The 16,285-nt window shown below is 33.6% G+C and carries 20 protein-coding genes and 2 pseudogenes; 5 read left to right on the forward strand and 17 right to left on the reverse strand.

The features are described from left to right. Positions 1–74: 74 nt before the first annotated feature. The 8 genes from ABD814_RS09525 to ABD814_RS09560 are packed head-to-tail and all read right to left on the reverse strand — an operon-like array spanning position 75 to position 5,104. Complete coding sequence (locus tag ABD814_RS09525; RefSeq protein ID WP_344912570.1) at positions 75–830, reverse strand: class I SAM-dependent DNA methyltransferase; 756 nt, start codon at positions 828–830, stop codon at positions 75–77. After that, positions 827–1,192, reverse strand: coding sequence for a ribosome silencing factor (rsfS, locus tag ABD814_RS09530; RefSeq protein ID WP_344912574.1), 366 nt, complete (start codon positions 1,190–1,192; stop codon positions 827–829). The genes ABD814_RS09525 and rsfS overlap by 4 nt, the downstream gene beginning before the upstream one ends. After that, a complete protein-coding gene (gene yqeK / locus ABD814_RS09535) occupies positions 1,189–1,764 on the reverse strand; it encodes a bis(5'-nucleosyl)-tetraphosphatase (symmetrical) YqeK (protein WP_344912577.1) in 576 nt (191 codons plus the stop codon). Before yqeK ends, rsfS begins: the two co-directional genes overlap by 4 nt. Beyond that, entirely contained in the window at positions 1,742–2,320 is a 579-nt protein-coding gene (locus ABD814_RS09540; protein ID WP_344912580.1) for a nicotinate-nucleotide adenylyltransferase, read from the reverse strand. The genes yqeK and ABD814_RS09540 overlap by 23 nt, the downstream gene beginning before the upstream one ends. A gap of 10 nt (positions 2,321–2,330) precedes the next feature. Then, positions 2,331–2,621 carry a ribosome assembly RNA-binding protein YhbY gene (gene yhbY / locus ABD814_RS09545; protein ID WP_344912583.1) on the reverse strand — a complete coding sequence of 97 codons (291 nt, stop codon included), beginning with the start codon at positions 2,619–2,621 and terminating at the stop codon, positions 2,331–2,333. 27 nt (positions 2,622–2,648) lie between these two features. Beyond that, positions 2,649–3,476, reverse strand: coding sequence for a shikimate dehydrogenase (aroE, locus tag ABD814_RS09550; protein ID WP_344912586.1), 828 nt, complete (start codon positions 3,474–3,476; stop codon positions 2,649–2,651). A 12-nt stretch (positions 3,477–3,488) separates the two neighbouring features. Then, complete coding sequence (gene yqeH / locus ABD814_RS09555) at positions 3,489–4,601, reverse strand: ribosome biogenesis GTPase YqeH (RefSeq protein WP_344912589.1); 1,113 nt, start codon at positions 4,599–4,601, stop codon at positions 3,489–3,491. Beyond that, positions 4,589–5,104 carry a YqeG family HAD IIIA-type phosphatase gene (locus tag ABD814_RS09560; protein ID WP_344912592.1) on the reverse strand — a complete coding sequence of 172 codons (516 nt, stop codon included), beginning with the start codon at positions 5,102–5,104 and terminating at the stop codon, positions 4,589–4,591. The genes yqeH and ABD814_RS09560 overlap by 13 nt, the downstream gene beginning before the upstream one ends. Before the next feature lie 366 nt (positions 5,105–5,470). Here ABD814_RS09560 and ABD814_RS09565 point away from each other — a divergent pair, with 366 nt between their 5' ends. From ABD814_RS09565 to ABD814_RS09580, 4 genes and pseudogenes are all read left to right on the forward strand, one after another. Further along, positions 5,471–5,614 carry a sporulation histidine kinase inhibitor Sda gene (locus ABD814_RS09565; protein WP_344912595.1) on the forward strand — a complete coding sequence of 48 codons (144 nt, stop codon included), beginning with the start codon at positions 5,471–5,473 and terminating at the stop codon, positions 5,612–5,614. 105 nt (positions 5,615–5,719) lie between these two features. Continuing rightward, on the forward strand, positions 5,720–6,421 hold the full coding sequence (gene sigK / locus ABD814_RS09570) for an RNA polymerase sporulation sigma factor SigK (RefSeq protein WP_344912596.1): 702 nt from the start codon (positions 5,720–5,722) through the stop codon (positions 6,419–6,421). A 355-nt stretch (positions 6,422–6,776) separates the two neighbouring features. Continuing rightward, positions 6,777–7,175: a helix-turn-helix domain-containing protein gene (locus tag ABD814_RS09575; protein ID WP_344912597.1), complete on the forward strand. Its 399-nt coding sequence runs from the start codon at positions 6,777–6,779 to the stop codon at positions 7,173–7,175. 53 nt (positions 7,176–7,228) lie between these two features. After that, positions 7,229–7,723, forward strand: a pseudogene (locus tag ABD814_RS09580) (IS630 family transposase). A 54-nt stretch (positions 7,724–7,777) separates the two neighbouring features. On the opposite strand, the gene ABD814_RS09585 reads toward ABD814_RS09580, so the two are convergent. The 7 genes from ABD814_RS09585 to ABD814_RS09615 form a co-directional block, all read right to left on the reverse strand. Continuing rightward, on the reverse strand, positions 7,778–8,578 hold the full coding sequence (locus tag ABD814_RS09585) for an ABC transporter permease (protein ID WP_344912599.1): 801 nt from the start codon (positions 8,576–8,578) through the stop codon (positions 7,778–7,780). A gap of 6 nt (positions 8,579–8,584) precedes the next feature. Then, positions 8,585–9,514: a metal ABC transporter ATP-binding protein gene (locus ABD814_RS09590; protein WP_344912601.1), complete on the reverse strand. Its 930-nt coding sequence runs from the start codon at positions 9,512–9,514 to the stop codon at positions 8,585–8,587. A gap of 4 nt (positions 9,515–9,518) precedes the next feature. After that, positions 9,519–10,877, reverse strand: a complete 1,359-nt coding sequence (locus ABD814_RS09595) for a class III lanthionine synthetase LanKC N-terminal domain-containing protein (RefSeq protein ID WP_344912603.1) — start codon at positions 10,875–10,877, stop codon at positions 9,519–9,521. Positions 10,878–10,896: 19 nt separating this feature from the next. Further along, positions 10,897–11,202 carry a hypothetical protein gene (locus ABD814_RS09600; protein WP_344912605.1) on the reverse strand — a complete coding sequence of 102 codons (306 nt, stop codon included), beginning with the start codon at positions 11,200–11,202 and terminating at the stop codon, positions 10,897–10,899. After that, positions 11,202–12,671: an alpha/beta hydrolase family protein gene (locus ABD814_RS09605; protein WP_344912607.1), complete on the reverse strand. Its 1,470-nt coding sequence runs from the start codon at positions 12,669–12,671 to the stop codon at positions 11,202–11,204. The genes ABD814_RS09600 and ABD814_RS09605 overlap by 1 nt, the downstream gene beginning before the upstream one ends. Positions 12,672–12,742: 71 nt before the next feature. Then, complete coding sequence (locus ABD814_RS09610) at positions 12,743–12,973, reverse strand: hypothetical protein (protein WP_344912609.1); 231 nt, start codon at positions 12,971–12,973, stop codon at positions 12,743–12,745. An 898-nt stretch (positions 12,974–13,871) separates the two neighbouring features. Then, the gene (locus ABD814_RS09615; protein WP_344912610.1) at positions 13,872–14,141 is read right to left on the reverse strand and encodes a hypothetical protein; all 270 of its coding nucleotides are present in this window, start codon (positions 14,139–14,141) and stop codon (positions 13,872–13,874) included. A 202-nt stretch (positions 14,142–14,343) separates the two neighbouring features. Between ABD814_RS09615 and ABD814_RS09620 the strand changes: the two are divergent. After that, positions 14,344–14,715, forward strand: a pseudogene (locus ABD814_RS09620) (sigma factor-like helix-turn-helix DNA-binding protein); the annotation flags it as partial. Positions 14,716–14,751: 36 nt separating this feature from the next. On the opposite strand, the gene mtnN reads toward ABD814_RS09620, so the two are convergent. Then, entirely contained in the window at positions 14,752–15,444 is a 693-nt protein-coding gene (mtnN, locus tag ABD814_RS09625) for a 5'-methylthioadenosine/S-adenosylhomocysteine nucleosidase (protein ID WP_344912612.1), read from the reverse strand. Positions 15,445–15,456: 12 nt separating this feature from the next. Further along, on the reverse strand, positions 15,457–16,173 hold the full coding sequence (locus ABD814_RS09630; RefSeq protein ID WP_344912614.1) for a YrrS family protein: 717 nt from the start codon (positions 16,171–16,173) through the stop codon (positions 15,457–15,459). Positions 16,174–16,285 lie beyond the last annotated feature (112 nt).

The raw sequence follows: 16,285 nt of genomic DNA on the forward strand, positions 1-16,285 counted from the left end.
CCAGACAATAATCCTGCTTATTTTTAAAAAATCACACAATTATTTTTTGTGATAATTGTGTGATTCTGATTAAATTATTTCCGGCAAGCGAAGAAGATGCGGTCTCCTTCGATTTCGGAATTGAGTTCAGTGATCGGTTGGTTTTGAAAATCAGCAAATAATTGAATCTCTTTAAAACCAGTGTCATGAAGCATTTGGAGATATGTCGTGACTGGATAAGTTCTTTGATGATGAAACTCGTCAAAGCGTTGATATTTCCCAGATTCCTCTAAAAAGAAAGTTAACTCATGAGTCATTTCCCCCTCATGCTCACCAGGATAACAAAACCAAATATAAGCTAAATCATCATAAACCTCAGAAAAAAGTTGATCAACCATTTCATTTTTTACATGCTTCATACTATGAACATCAAATAAAAAAATCCCATCTTGATTTAAACTGTGATAAATCCGCTCAAAAGCACTGGCGAGTTTATCTTGATCAGTAATATAGTTAATCACATCACAATAGCTCGTCACAAGATCAAAACCAGCTAAACCTTCTAATTCTGTAATGTCTTGCTGTAACCATTGGATGTTTAAATTTTTCTCCATTGCAATAGCCGCTGCTTCTGTTAACATGTCCTCCGATAGATCAATACCGGTTAATTGGTAACCCCTTTTTGCAAGACGCCAAGTGACCTGACCCGTCCCACAACCAAGATCAAGAATTTTTATCTGTTGATTAGTAAGTTTTTGATCAACAAATCGCTCGGTAAAATCTGCCCATTGATCATATGGTGCGTCCGCCATCAAAAAATCATACAAACTTGCTAGTTGACGATAAGTCATGAAGGTTCCTCTTGATCACTTATATCTACGGTCACAATCGGTGCGTCACCCCATAGACGCTCTAAATTATAATAGTTACGTTCATCTTGATGGAAAACATGACAAACAACATCGCCTAAATCAATTAAAATCCAACGTGCTTGTTCAAAACCTTCAATTCGCTTAACAACGCCACCACTTTTTTCAACATCGTCTTTAATTCCTCTTGCGATTGCTTGTACTTGTCTTTCATTCGTACCTTCGCAAATCACAAAGTAATCAGCCATAAAAGAGACACTGGCAATATCTAACGTAATAATATCTTCCGCTCTTTTATCATCTGCTGCTTTTACAACCTGTTTAACCAGTTGGTCAATACTCATGAATTTGATTCCTCCAATTTTCTTTTCAATTGATTGTACATATTTAATGTTTCAGGATAAATTAATCGTTCACGTTCAACTAAAAATTTCATACTGTTACGTACTGCCATAAAGCAAGCCTCATTCAGATTCTCAACCGCTTTTTTTCGAATCAAATCAAGCCCTGAAAAATGACGACCCGGTTCAATATAATCTGCTAAATAAATAATTTTTTCTAAATCATTCATCTGCCCATGACCTGTTGTATGCCAGTAGATCGCATCTTTAATCGACTGTTTATCAATACCTAATTCTTGTTCGACTAAAATGGACCCGACTGGACCATGCCACAATTCATGGTGAAAACTCAATAAATCCACCGGCAAGTAATTTGCTTTAATAATCTCAATCATCTCATCAAGCGGACGATACTTTGCATAATCATGAAAAATAGCTGCTAACATTGTATCATTCCGATCGACCTGATAAATATTTGCTAAGGTGAGTGCCGTTTCTAGCACACGCTTTGTATGATCATAGCGGGTCTGGTTTAAATGAGGCTTAAGTAATTTAAGTGCTTGTTCTTTGTCCATATAAACCCTTCTCCTTTATTAAGGATAACACCTGATCCGGGATCAGATAACGAACCGATCGATTCATTTCAAGTCGCTCACGAATCATCGTTGAAGAAATATCTAATCCGGGTGTATCTAATAATATCACAGGATAAGGTGTATCAAGCTGATAATCTGGTCGTTTCACACCGACAAATTGCACCAGCTCAACTAACTGATCAATTTTAAACCAATGTGGTAAATATTCAACCATATCCGCACCAATGATAAAGTAAAACTCATCATCCGGATTCGATTCTTTTAACGCTTGAATCGTATCATAGGTGTAGGATTTCCCTTTGCGTGTAAGTTCGATTGGATTAATTTTAAAATAATCAACCGAACCAATCGCAATTTTTAACATCATTAATCGATCAGTCGCAGATACCCGCGCCTTATCTTTATGTGGTGGTTCAGCCGATGGAATAAACCAGACTTCATCTAATTTTAGTCGTTCATATGCCTCTTCAGCCATCGTTAAATGACCAATATGCGGCGGATCAAACGTACCACCTAACAACCCTATCTTTTTCATTTGCTATCTCCTACGGCAAGTTAATCGTTTTATTTTCTACTGATTCCTTATACAAAACAATTGTCGCACCAATCACTTGCACTAGCTCTGCATCCGTTCCAGCAACAAGCTCGGTAGCAACATCATCTTTATCGTCTAAACAATTTTGTAAAACCGTCACTTTAATTAATTCACGTTTTTCTAATGCCTCACTCACTTGAACAAGCATATTGTCATTCACACCATCTTTACCAACTTGAAAAATCGGTTTCAAATGATGTGCTTTAGCACGCAAAAAGCGCTTTTGTTTTCCAGTTAACATCTAAATCATCCTTTTTAATTTAAGTAATCAATCTTGATTAAATCTTTCTAATAACGGCTTCGCATCGACTGACTGTTGAGTCCACAATTCAAAAGCAAGCTTAGCTTGATAAATTAACATTTCATGTCCATGATGAACTCGACCACCATGTGCTTTTGCTTCTTTTAATAATGATGTCCAAAACGGTTGATAAACAATGTCACTAACAACTGTATCCTTTTTCAAACGATCTAAATCAATCACTCGCGAATCAGAATCCGGTGACATCCCAACAGAAGTTGTCTGAATAACCAAATCAAATTCAGCTAACCGCTCTTCTGCTTCAGCAAATGAAATTGCCTCACCTTTAATTGACGTTTGGTTTAGCTTTAGCAACATCTGCGCCCGCTCAACCGTTCGATTAGCAATCATGATCTCTGAAAAATTCTCCTGCAATAAAGCATGATAAATCCCACGACTTGCCCCACCTGCACCTAAAAGCAAAACAGTTTTCCCACCGGTAAAAAGGTCTGGAAATTGTACTTTTAATGCCGTGATCAAACCTAAGCCATCTGTATTATGACCATACCACTTTTGATTTTGACAAACAACTGTATTTACAGCACCAATTGCTTCTGCCTCTGGACTCATCCCATCTAAAAACGGAATGATTTTTTCTTTATATGGAATCGTAATATTAAAACCTGTTAAATCACTCGTTTTCAATCGATTGATTTCAGCCACAAATTGATCTGGTTCGATTTCAATCAAGTGATAACGACCTGTTAACCCCAATTGATCGAGAAAATGCTGGTGGATCCAAGGTGACTTAGAATGTTGAACTGGAAACCCAATTAAACCAAGCTTCATGATCATCTACCTCCGACTTTAAATAATTGCTTTTCGTTTTGAAACAGGAACATCAGCTGGACTATGCACAGCGATAGTCGCAGGTTCACCTGATAATGCAATCCAGCCAAGCCCAGGAAAAACAAGGTCAATTCGATCACCACTCACCTTAATTGTTTGTTCAACTAAGTTCGGATATTGATCAGCAGTTGCCTGACTTGGTGGAGTTAATAAGCCACCTAAATGATCTTGGTACAATTGATCCGCCTTTTCAAGTTTTGTCCGATGCAATTCAATTTTATTCGGAAAGTAACAGGTGAAAGATTGACGCTCACCTTTAATAAAATCAAATCGAGCCAGACCACCAATATAAAGCGTTTGTTGACTATTTAACTGATAAACACGTGGTTTTATTTCTTTATTTGGCGTAATATATTTAACATCTTCTTTAGCTAAATAGTGTGTCAATTGTCCACGATTAACGACACCAGGCGTATCGTATAATGACGAGTGTTGATCAAGTGGAATATCGATAAAGCCCAGTGTTGTCCCAGGGAAATAAGATGTTGTAATCGCATCTTTCGTGCCAACTGAATCATTAATTAAATAATTTATAAACGTTGACTTACCAACATTCGTACTGCCGACAACATAAACATCTTGCCCTTGACGATGAAAATCAATCGCCTGTTTAACCTGATCAAAACCTTGACCTGTTTTCGCTGAGATTAAATAGACATCTTGCACAGTCACTCCAAGATCAGCAGCTTCTTTTTTAATCCACTGGATCACTCGGTTTAAATTTGTTGACTTAGGTAGTAAATCAACCTTATTCCCAATGATAATGACTCGATTATTCCCAGTTAAACGGTGCAAACCACGAATAAAACTGCCATTAAAATCAAAAATGTCAATCATTTTTACAATTAAACTGTTTGTTTCACCAATTTGACTAATCATTTGTAAAAAATCATCATCTGTGTAAGGCACATCTTGAACTTCATTATAATTTTTCAATCGGAAACAACGCTGACAAATAACCGTCTCATGTTCGAGTGCTGAAGCAGGAACAAATCCTGCTTGCTCCTTATCTTCCGTTTGAATTGGCACACCACATCCTTGACAATAAAACTGTTCTGTTAATTTTCCCATTCGATTAACCCCTGTTTCTTCAATTTATTTAAAATTCGTCGTTCGATTTTACGATTAAATCGCGTAATTTTATCATCTGTTTCAACAATTGGCACAACTAAAATCGTTGAAAATCCAGCTCGATTCCCACCTAATACGTCAGTTAACACTTGATCCCCAATCACAACAACCTCATCACGATTAAGGTTCATCTCTTTAGCAGCTTTGATAAATGCACGTTTAAGTGGTTTTTTAGCTAAATAAACAAACGGCCGATTTAGTGGCATAGAAAAGAGCTCGACACGCTCACGATTATTATTAGAAATAATCGTGACAACAATCCCATGATCCTCCATCTCTTTAAACCATTTATGTACCTCTTCTGTTGCATGTGCAACATCCCACGCTACAAGTGTATTATCAAGATCAGTAATCACACCTTTAATCCCATTTGCTTTCAATTTTTCCGGTCTAATTTCAAAAATACTCTTCACATATTGATCTGGTAAAAATAATTTCAACAAGAACTGTCCACCTCAATTAATCTCACGATATTGTTTTACCTTACCATCATAAACAATTTAACCGTTAGTTTCAAAATATTTTTATTAAAAACACCGAATGATTAATATATGTTAGTCATCTAGCCATTTATTCGAAAGAATCGTTCGACAAATTTCGCTAACTTCCGCATCTGTTGATAACTTTATTCACAACTTAAACACTACTATATAAGTATTAAACTTGAGTTAATTTAAGTTATTCACAACTTATCTACAGGTTTTGCACAGCTTTTGTAGATAAAAAGCAACTTGTGTCGTATGTAAAAAAATGATAAAGTAAGCATATGGAATATAATAGTGATTCAGACTAAATAGGAGGTATTAGAAATGGGAAGTTTAACTGATGACTTATTAATTGAATGTTATGAGAAAGCAGTTGAATTAAAATTAAATGAAGATTTTATTCGCTTAATCGAACAAGAAATTTATAATCGATCATTAGCCCATCTTATTACGCCCTCGAGTCGTTGAAAACAAGAATCGTTTTTATAAAAAAGAATTGGACAGACACTTTTCCCCTCCACATTTCATACAGTGACGATATAGGCTTGAGCCTAAATTTGTGGAGGTGAAAAAATGTCAACCATCCTCAGTGCACTTTCAGTATTAATTAAAGATGCGCTTTTTTTTGTTTCTTACGTGAAAAATCATGCTTTCCCCCAACCTCTAAGCCCTAAAGATGAAGCAAAATACATTCAAAAAATGTTATCCGGTGACTTCGAAGCTCGCAACAAACTTATCGAACATAATTTAAGATTAGTTGCCCATCTTGTAAAGAAATTTGATAATACAGGTGAGGATAATGAAGATCTCATCTCAATCGGTACGATCGGTTTAATTAAAGGGATTGAAAGCTTTTCACCTGATCGAGGAACTAAACTTGCTACATACGCAGCAAGATGTATCGAAAATGAAATTTTGATGTTTTTGAGGTCAACAAAAAAATCAAAAAATGATATTTCTTTACAGGATCCGATCGGTCAAGATAAGGAAGGTAACGAAATTAGTTTATTTGATATTTTAGAAGCGGATAACGAAGACATTATTGAATACATTCAATTAAATCTTGAAGTAGCAAAAATTAATAAATATTTATCCGTACTTGATGATCGAGAAAAACTCGTTTTAATCAGTCGCTATGGGCTTGACAATGAGAAAGAGCGTACGCAAAAAGAAATTGCGAAAGAGTTAAAAATTTCGAGGAGTTATGTTTCCAGAATTGAGAAACGAGCGCTAATGAAAGTGTTTCATGAATATTATCGGCAAGAGAAACGTTAAAATCCGAGTTTAAATTGACTCGGATAACACGATAGATTGCCCAAGGTGGCATCCTTTTGTAAAAATTGGAGAGCCACCCTATTTAAAGCGCATTAGCCTAGATTGAGTGGCTTTATTTTTGGTCATCTTTCTTTATTATCATTTGTGTTTTTCTTGACTATTCTTTAACAATTTATGCAATGCTAGTGACATATGATACTAATAATAATCTAAAAAACGATGTCAATTTGACCCTAAATATGTTAAAATAGTCTTATGAAAAAAAGACAATTGCACATTCACCCAAAACCAAATAGATGAACTTATTAACGCTTATAAAAACAAGAAATACAAGACTTTTCATAAACGGATTCACGTGGTCCTTCTCCGTGCAGAAGGCATGTCGGTTAAAGAGGTCGCTTCTGTGACGAAAATGTCAAATTCGCAGATCAGTGTCCTGACAAAAAAATATCTGGATGAAGGTTTAGAAGCGTTGGTGTCAGATAAACGGACAAGCAATAACCGCTATATGACACCAAAACAAGAAACTGACTTTCTCGCTCAGTTTACCGAAGCAACGGACAAAGGTCAGGTCGTTACTGTCGCTGATATGCATAGGGCTTATCAAAAACAAGTTGGGAAAACGACTGATCTTTCAGGGTTTTACATTTTATTACGTAGAAACGGTTGGCGTAAACTGATGCCCCGTCCACGTCACCCCAAAAAGGCAGACGCTCAAGCGATTGAAGCGTCAAAAAAATTTACTCCGAAATAAAAAAAGTGAGTAAGCGCTTACGGGATAGCGGCGATAATCGCGAATGCCTCGTCATGTTCCAGGATGAAGCTGGTTTTGGGCGAATAGCCAAACCTAGATCTTGCTGGACGCCCTTAAAGTTACGCCCGCATGTTCCAAGTCATCACATGCGGGAGTATAGATACGCTTACGGCGCTGTCTCACCACAGAATGGCGAAGACTTCTTTCTTGTCCTGCCGTATTCAAATACAGACTGTATGAACATTTTTCTAAAAGAATTATCGGAAGTCTACACAAATAAATACATTGTTTTGATTTGTGATAACGCCATGTGGCATCGCTCTTAAGGTTTGGAGATTCCCGATAATATAATGATTCTGCATATTCCGCCATATACACCTGAAATGAACCCGATTGAGCAGATTTGGGCAGAGATTAGAAAAAGAGGCTTTGCAAATCAAATCTTCCAAACCCTTGAAAAGGTAGTAGACACTCTTTGTGAAACGATAAATTCTTTAACACCTGATGTCATCAAGTCAATTACTCATAGGAAATGGGTTTTAGAGTGATTTTAGAATCTAAATAGTATAAGGATTAAGAAAAACAGAAATTAAGAAGCATTGTTATCTTTCTTTTACAACAAGTTTACTCCGCCTTAATACTATAGTGCTTATTATAATGGAAATGATTGTGATTACTACAGAAATAAATAAGAAATTGTATTGTACTTCGTTAAACAGCACAGACCTAATGGCAGTTATCTGGTATGTTAAAGGATTTAATCTAGCTACAATATTTATATATAAAGGGACATTATCAATTAAATAGAATGTCGGGGCTGAAAAACCAATCGGTAAGATTAACATTGCAATGATAGTATCTCTTTTTTGATAATCATTAATAAATACCGTTATCAATACACCCAATGATGTCCAAAACAACAAAGATATAACAGCTATAACTAATGCTAAAATAAAATTAAAAAAAACAATTTCAAACCCAGAAATCAAGGCTAAAAAATAAACTATTGTACTTTGAAAAACAAATCCTATTGTAGGATATGTAGACATTCCAAGGATATAATAAGTAGGGGTAATTCCACTTAAGAATTTTAACGGGAGTAGTCCCCACCTCTTATCAATTGTAGTCCTATAAATTGTCTGTGTCATTTGACTTGTAATAAGAAGCCCCATAACACCAACCATTGCATATAATTCGTAAGGCACTTCAATCTCCCCGAAACTAACCATTCCAATTGTACTTCCAATTCCCATCACTAAGAACATATAATACATAATCGGCTGTACTATCTGGGATACTAATATATTTTTATTTTTCCAAAAAGCTTTAAACTCTATTTGACAAAGTATTAATATACCTTTTATACCCAAGTTACTTTTCTGCCTAAATTCTTTAACTAACAATTTAAATCACCTTCTCCCTTTCATATTTAAATACGTATCTCTTAGTGATATATTTTCGTTTTTTATATTTATTAACTTAACATTTTTTTCAATAATAGATATTAATGAAGATACATTGACATCTAAGTCTAAGTCTAAAACTAAATTATTATTTTCATCAATCATAACTACGTCTTTAGCAATAACCTTCAACTCATTTAAAACTTCACTATCCAGCTCACCATTATATTCAACTATATAACGTTTTCTATTACTATTATTATTAACAAAGTCTTTTATATTACCAAAATAAACAATTTCACCTTGATCAATATATATCATTTTCTTACAATAATTTTCTAATAAGGTTAAATCGTGAGAAGATAATAAGACTGCGCACTCTTCATTTTCAGTCTTTGACTTTAAATACCTCAAAAATTTTTCTGAAGATTCCGCATCTAAACCAGTAGTTGGTTCGTCTAACAAGTAAAAATAGGGGTTATGAGCAATGGCTCTAGCTATTTGTACTCTTTGTTGCTGTCCACCTGAAAGTTGATCAACTGATAAATCTTGCTTTCCTTTTAAGTTGACTATATCCAGAGCTTCATCTACCATTGACTGTACTTCTTTTGTTTTTTTTCCAGCTAAAAGAAGCCCTAGCTTAACATTATCAGCAACAGTTAAATACCAATCTATAACTTGACTTTGCGGACTAAAACCTAATATATTGTATGGATATTTAGAGGTAATATACTTGTCGTTAAATTCAATTCTTCCGTTATTTAGTTTCTGAATTCCTGAAATAGCATTAATTAAAGTTGATTTTCCTGCTCCGTTTGAACCAACAAGAGCTACAAAGTCTCCTTTATCAAAGTTAAGGTTAAAATTACTGATACCCTTTCCATTTTCGTATATTACTGATACATCTTCTATTTTTAAAATTGTATTTTCATTCATAATATTATTTCACCAACATTTCATTTAATAAACTTAATAATTCTGAAACACTCTCTATTTCGTAGTTAAGACCTTTTTCAATTATATTTATATCTTCTTTATTCATTGAAGAAAGATCTTTATTAGTATAATTAACACTTCTCCTATATAGATCAATATTTGAATTTATTAGTTTTTTATAACTAGATGGATTTAATAAATAGTAATAGATACAAACTAAACTATATATATCATCTTTAATAGATACTCCATTAGTAGATTCATCATAAAAACCAGGAGAACCTATTTTAATAACAGGTGGCGCTCCTTGCTCATTAATATGAGCATACTCAAAATCAATAAGAGATATATTTAAATTTTCATCGATTAAAATATTTGTCATAGATAGATCTCTAATTATAACTCCGTATAGGCTATTTAATTCTATAATTTTATGCGCTATTTTAGACAATATATTTTGTGCTTCTTTTCTTGAAATTGATTTATTTAAAGAAAAATCTTCAAGAGTTCGTCCTTTTTTAAATTCTTGAATAAAAAAGAAACTATTCTCAACATAAAATTTCTCATAAACATTTGGTGTATAATCAAGCTCATTAAATAATTCTAATAAATAAAACTCCCATAATGCTCTATCTAAACCGTCAATACCGCTTTCTTCTAGTTCTCCTAAGTAAGTTCCTTCTTTCATTATTTTTAACTTCCGATCCTTTAGATCTAATACTTTGTAGGTTCCACCTTTTCCTCTCTTCCTTAAAATTTCCAGTATTAGAAACCTCTTAGGCAATTCCAACACTCGATCTATTTTATAATCGCTAAAGTCTAAATTAATGTCACGAGGTATAGATTTATCTCTTTTATCCTCTACAATATTTCCATTAGGTAGTTTCATATAGTATTTATTATTTTTTTTAATATCAATAAATGCACCATACCTATAAAAAATCACTTTACTTGATCTATACTTAAAATCAGATGGGATATTCACTCCCTCAATAAGTTTGGTTTTTAAATACAAATCATTAATTACCTTCTTAAATTCATTGAAATCACTTGGATAAATAGTAATTAATTTTCCTATTTGTGAAAAGCCAAAAACCCCTCTGTTTTGTAATTCAAACAAATTTAATTTTCTCACCACCTTAAATTGTATACTATTCTGTTCTAAATAAGGAATACATGCCTCTTGTATATGAATAGCATTAAATACTGTTGAAGAGACATGAATTTTAAAGCCACTTTCCGGAATACATTTCATATTGAAATTTTCAGAGTATAACCAATGTGATCCTAGTTTACTATCTGTAAATCTATACTTATCCAAAAACATTTCATATTCATTTCTTAGTAATGTTTTATTGTACATAATTAAACCCCTTCTATCCTTAAATATTAAAACCTTCACCATATATATCTTTCTGATTATAAAGTGCTAATGAATATAAGCTATGTGCATAAGCATTTATATATATACTCGGTTTTATTTCCTTTTTCTTTAAAATAAACCCTAATTCAGAGACGCTATATCGCTCTTCTCTTTCTTGATCATATGATTTAATTATAAACTCATAAAAAAACTTCCATTCTAACGATACTTCATTTTTCTCTAGTATTTTATAGGATAAGAAATTATTCAGAGCAGTAATAACTTCGGGAGAGACATTCCTATTTAGCAATGACTTATCAATCATTAAAACAACTCCTCTAATATTAATTTAGAGATCATTAATATCTCCTTTTTATTCTTTGGATAGTGCCCATACCAATTTAAGAATTTCACCTTAAGAATTTGCCCATTTTTCTTGTTAATAACTTTTTTAAAATTTTCAATTTGTAAATATGGACAGTTTTCGTCCTCAAGTCCATGAATGATTGTTAACGGTTGTTTTAGTTCATTCTTCACTGCTATATCTATCGGATTAATACTCTTTATTTTTTTAATTGTGAACAGCTCATTTATTAGATTTTTAGAATTAGAAAACAGCATTTGGAATCTAATATCAGTAAACGGACTCGTACAAATTATTTTTTTCACTCTAAAATCATTTCTAAATGCAATTAAACAACACAAGTATGCTCCATAACTATCTCCAAGTATATAAATTTTCTTTTTCGGATACTTCTCATATATCATTTTAATAAAAGACAGAACTTGTTCTAAATCAATAGTTCCTGCATTTTTTTTTAAAATTTTCTGATAATTAATAGTGTAACCGGTACTTCCATAGAAGTTTGGTTTATAGATATCATAGTTTAAATCAATGAATTTCTTTGTTAAATAATCATATGAAAAATCAGAATGATAGTAGGGCCCTCCATGAAGCATCACAATAACTTTATTATTGGCATTATCCGTAGATGAATATCTTAAAAAAGGTAAATTATACTTCTTCAAAAATACGTGTTCGATTTTATGATAAGAAAACATATAATCCTCTAATTGATCTACTTTTAATTCTATGTTAAATTTTATTAATGTAGATGGATTATCATAATTACTGATAAGCAAAAATAATATCTTCTCACTAAAAAAAGAAGCTTCATGAACAATAAACTTTTTCAGATCAATTGAATAGGTTGACTCTCTCTTTTTAATATGTATTATTGTCCTTCCGTTTATATTTTCTGTAATCAGTTCATTTCCGAATCTTTTATCTAGCAGTTTTTTTGGATAGTAACTTTGTATTATATTGAAGTTTGATATTGCTTCGGAAATATCCCGATGTAAATTTTTTTCAACATTCCACTTACGAGCATTATAATTGTAAGCACAAATTAGTATTCTGCTATTCAAGGTAAACATATAAACAAACAAAGTATCTATTTGTTTTTCATTTAATATTAAAACTATATTTTCATTAATATATATTACTTTATATACAATCTCATTTTTTTTAATTTCAAAATCCGCTTTAAATTTCCCTGATGCAGTATCGAAAAATTCTATTTTATCTTTCTTTATAACATAAAAATCATTATCAGCATAAAACCCTACCCCTAATATCTCATCTCTAGTTTTCAATTCTATTATTATACTTTTATTTTCTATATTTTCTAATACTAAAGTTAAAATGTCTGAACTTATATCTTCCAAAACATATAAAATAAAAGTATTATTTCTATTCGTAGTAAATTTGCTCACACCTGATTTGTAAATCAAATCTTTACACCTCTTAATGAGTAATAAAAAGTTGCCGCTTTAATACAGCAACTTTTTATTTTTAATAAATTTTATATTGGAGCATGACAACCACTGCTATGAGCTCCCGATAACGCACCTACTGCTAATTGCTCATTTACACCTAATGCATTCAAGTCTTCAAGATTTCTCGAACGTAATGATTGCTTTTCAATGTCATTCAGGTTATATTCTTCGAAAACATTTTCTGCGTTATCAAAAAATTCCCCAATTAAATTCCAATCACTTTGCAAATCATTAACTAGTCTTTCTAGATTAGTCATAAAAGCACCTCCTTTCTCTCTAATAATTAAATATTATCATTTTTTCAAGTGATTTAGTAGGATAATCGTTCGACAAATATTGACATGAAACGACTTTAGAAGCGTAAGCATCAAATTGGTATGTCATCACTAAATACTATTATCGTTGTTTAAACCTTAAGCAAAAGTATGCTCATTCCCACGTTTCTCTCTCTTAAGACTATTCTGGTTATTTTGCATCCATCTTTTTAAGTATAGGTTTTTAACTCGAATGAATCTAATACATATCAATATCCTCTTATTCTATTCAACTGAATTTTAAATACTAAAAAGTATGTATAGAGATCTCATCCTTGCAAATTACTACCTCTCTTACAACTGATCTAATAATATGTTGTTTATTTTCAAATGTTAACTCGTCTTCACCTTGGTTTAAGTAATATTCTGTCGCTTTTAAAAACATTTCTAACCCTTGATCATCTGATTCATTTTCTATCTTCTCGTATAATAATATTAAGAGCTCTTTCCGATAGAATTTCCAGTTGATCCGGACAGCTAGAGAATTTATTTGGATTTCCTATAGGAGATGGTCGCCTTTGGCTTCCTCACCCTTTTATGTTTTACCTGTTTGACCTCTTGCTTTACTGAGGAGGCCAAAGGATAAATCAATCATTAAATGATTACTTTAAAAATAATAGCTGACAGGTGCTTACCTGCTTATTTGGACTACCCAATCATATGATTTGGACGAAGGATGGAGAAAGCTCCATTTTAATACTTCGTCTTTTTTATTACGCTTTTTCTTTTCCCTCAGACCGTGCTCATGAGACAATGGAACGGACAAGGTTGACACAGGAAATAGCTATTTCTCCTTGCGGACTGGTTCTCTGTCAAGTATTCGGACAAGTTAACTATGAAACTATGAAATTTCTACATTTAACTTGTACGAATGAATATAATCGAAGTTCAATGGCTGTCTTCCAGAGGCCTCTAAAGACTTTTCAGGGAAAAGAAACTCCTCAATCCACTTATCCGTCATTTCATCCTCTAACGGACAAACTAATCCTTTCTTCTCGGCAAGACGAATGATTTCTGTCACCTTTTGACGGGAATTAGCTGTACTTGCTGCAATCCCTCTGAGACTGATTCCTTCGTCGTTTAATTCCAAAATCCTTCGATAATGAATCATACAAAAATACCTCCTGTATAAATAATGTCACACTTTTGTGTGCCCATTAATTATACAAGAGGTATGGTTTGGTAAACACCTTGTCATTCACTGCTACATTTTGTGTCATCGAGTGGTAAAAAAGATGTCACTAGTGGTACATTTCTGTGGCTGTAATCACCTTAAAATAATTACCAATATTTTACGCCCCTCTATTGTCAGTGAGATTGAAATCCTGATGTTTTTAAGATCAACGAAAAAATCTAGAAATGACATTTACTTACAAGACCCAATCGGTCAAGATAAGGAAGGCAATGAAATTAGTTTATTCGATATTTTAGAAGCAGATAATGAGGATATTATTGAATATATTCAGTTAAATCTTGAAGTAGCAAAAATTAATAAATATTTATCCGTACTTGATGATCGAGAAAAACTCGTTTTAATCAGTCGCTATGGGCTTGACAATGAGAAAGAGCGTACGCAAAAAGAAATTGCGAAAGAGTTAAAAATTTCGAGGAGTTATGTTTCCAGAATTGAGAAACGAGCGCTAATGAAAGTGTTTCATGAATATTATCGGCAAGAAAAACGCTAAAATCCGAGTGACTAACCACCCGGATTTTTGTTTGGTTTATAATTGCTCGACTACTTTAATAATCAGTTCGGCTGCGTGTTTAGCTGCTTGATCGATGAATTCATCAAATGACTGTGCTGATTCTTGGCCGGCAATATCCGACAGTGCACGAATCACAACAAATGGCGTTTGATATTGATGACAGACTTGCGCGATCGCCACAGCTTCCATTTCAGCCGCAATCACATCAGGGAAATTCGCTTTAATTTTACTGACAGCTTCAGGCTTTTGAACAAATGAATCACCTGTCGCAATTAACCCTTGCTTACACCCTACTTGATCAATTGCTTGAATTGTCGCCTCCACGATCTGGATTAATTTTGGATCAGATTCGTAATAAAACGGCATGCCTGGTACTTGTCCATAATGATAATCAAATGCAGTTGCATCGACATCATGATGGACAACGCGGTCACTAATGACAATATCACCAATCGATAAGCTCGAATCCAGCCCACCAGCAGAACCTGTATTAATCACAGCAGTTGGCTGATACTTTTCATGTAAAATCGTTGTTGCCATCGCTGCATTCACTTTACCAATCCCTGATTTAAGTAAAACAATTTCTTTTCCTTGTAGTGTTCCTTTAATAAATAAACAGTTTGCAATCGTTTCTCTCGTCTGCACATCCATTTTCTCTAATAAAAGCGCTACTTCTTGATCCATTGCGCCAATAATTCCAATCATCAATAACCGTCTCCCTTATTCAACGTCACCGTCAACTTCATCTTCTACTGTATTCGATCCAAATCGATCCATCTCATCATGAGTATATAATACATCAACTCGTTCAGGCATCCAACCTTGCCCTTCAACCCAGGTTATGTAGACTCGAAAATGCTCATCCATCGATGAATTAGAAAATGTTGCGATCACACTTTGCGGACCATTACCCGAAACCCATAAATAATACATTTCATCGACATTAATCCCTGTTGCGAGTTCAGCCGCTTTCATCATCTCTTTCCAGTCAACCGAACTTTGCTCCCAGGTGATTTCATGTGGTTCTTCCTGAACAGTTGGGATCGGTCCCCAAGTTGACGTATAGGCATACATAACATTTTCATCATCACTCGAAAGTGTTTCTAACGCAAAATCATCTGGGTTCTGCTCAACTGGTACAGCATCCTCATCTGTTTCATCTCCAGAGTCAGATAAGTCATCTATAGGTTCAGGATCGTCATCTAGACCACCATTTTCACCATCAAGATCATTTCCATCATCGAGACCTTCATTAGGCACTTCTTGATCTGGCTCTGCAATCGCCGGTTCATCATCTGATCCCGACATCACAAGTGCAATCACAAGCATCACGATTAAAACAGACCCGATCCCAACAAAGATCATTAGCCACCGTGTATTTTTACGCTTCTTTTGATAACGACTTAATCGACTATAAGAAAGTTGCTCATCATCCATTAAAACATGCTCCTCTCTCAATCATATTTGACACGCTAGGAACAAAGTCGCTATCGCGACTAAATCACGTCCCAAGTAAACAATATTTACTTGGGATTTTATCTCGCTTCAA

Source organism: Amphibacillus indicireducens, assembly GCF_039539605.1.
GTDB classification, from domain to species: domain Bacteria; phylum Bacillota; class Bacilli; order Bacillales; family Amphibacillaceae; genus Amphibacillus; species Amphibacillus indicireducens.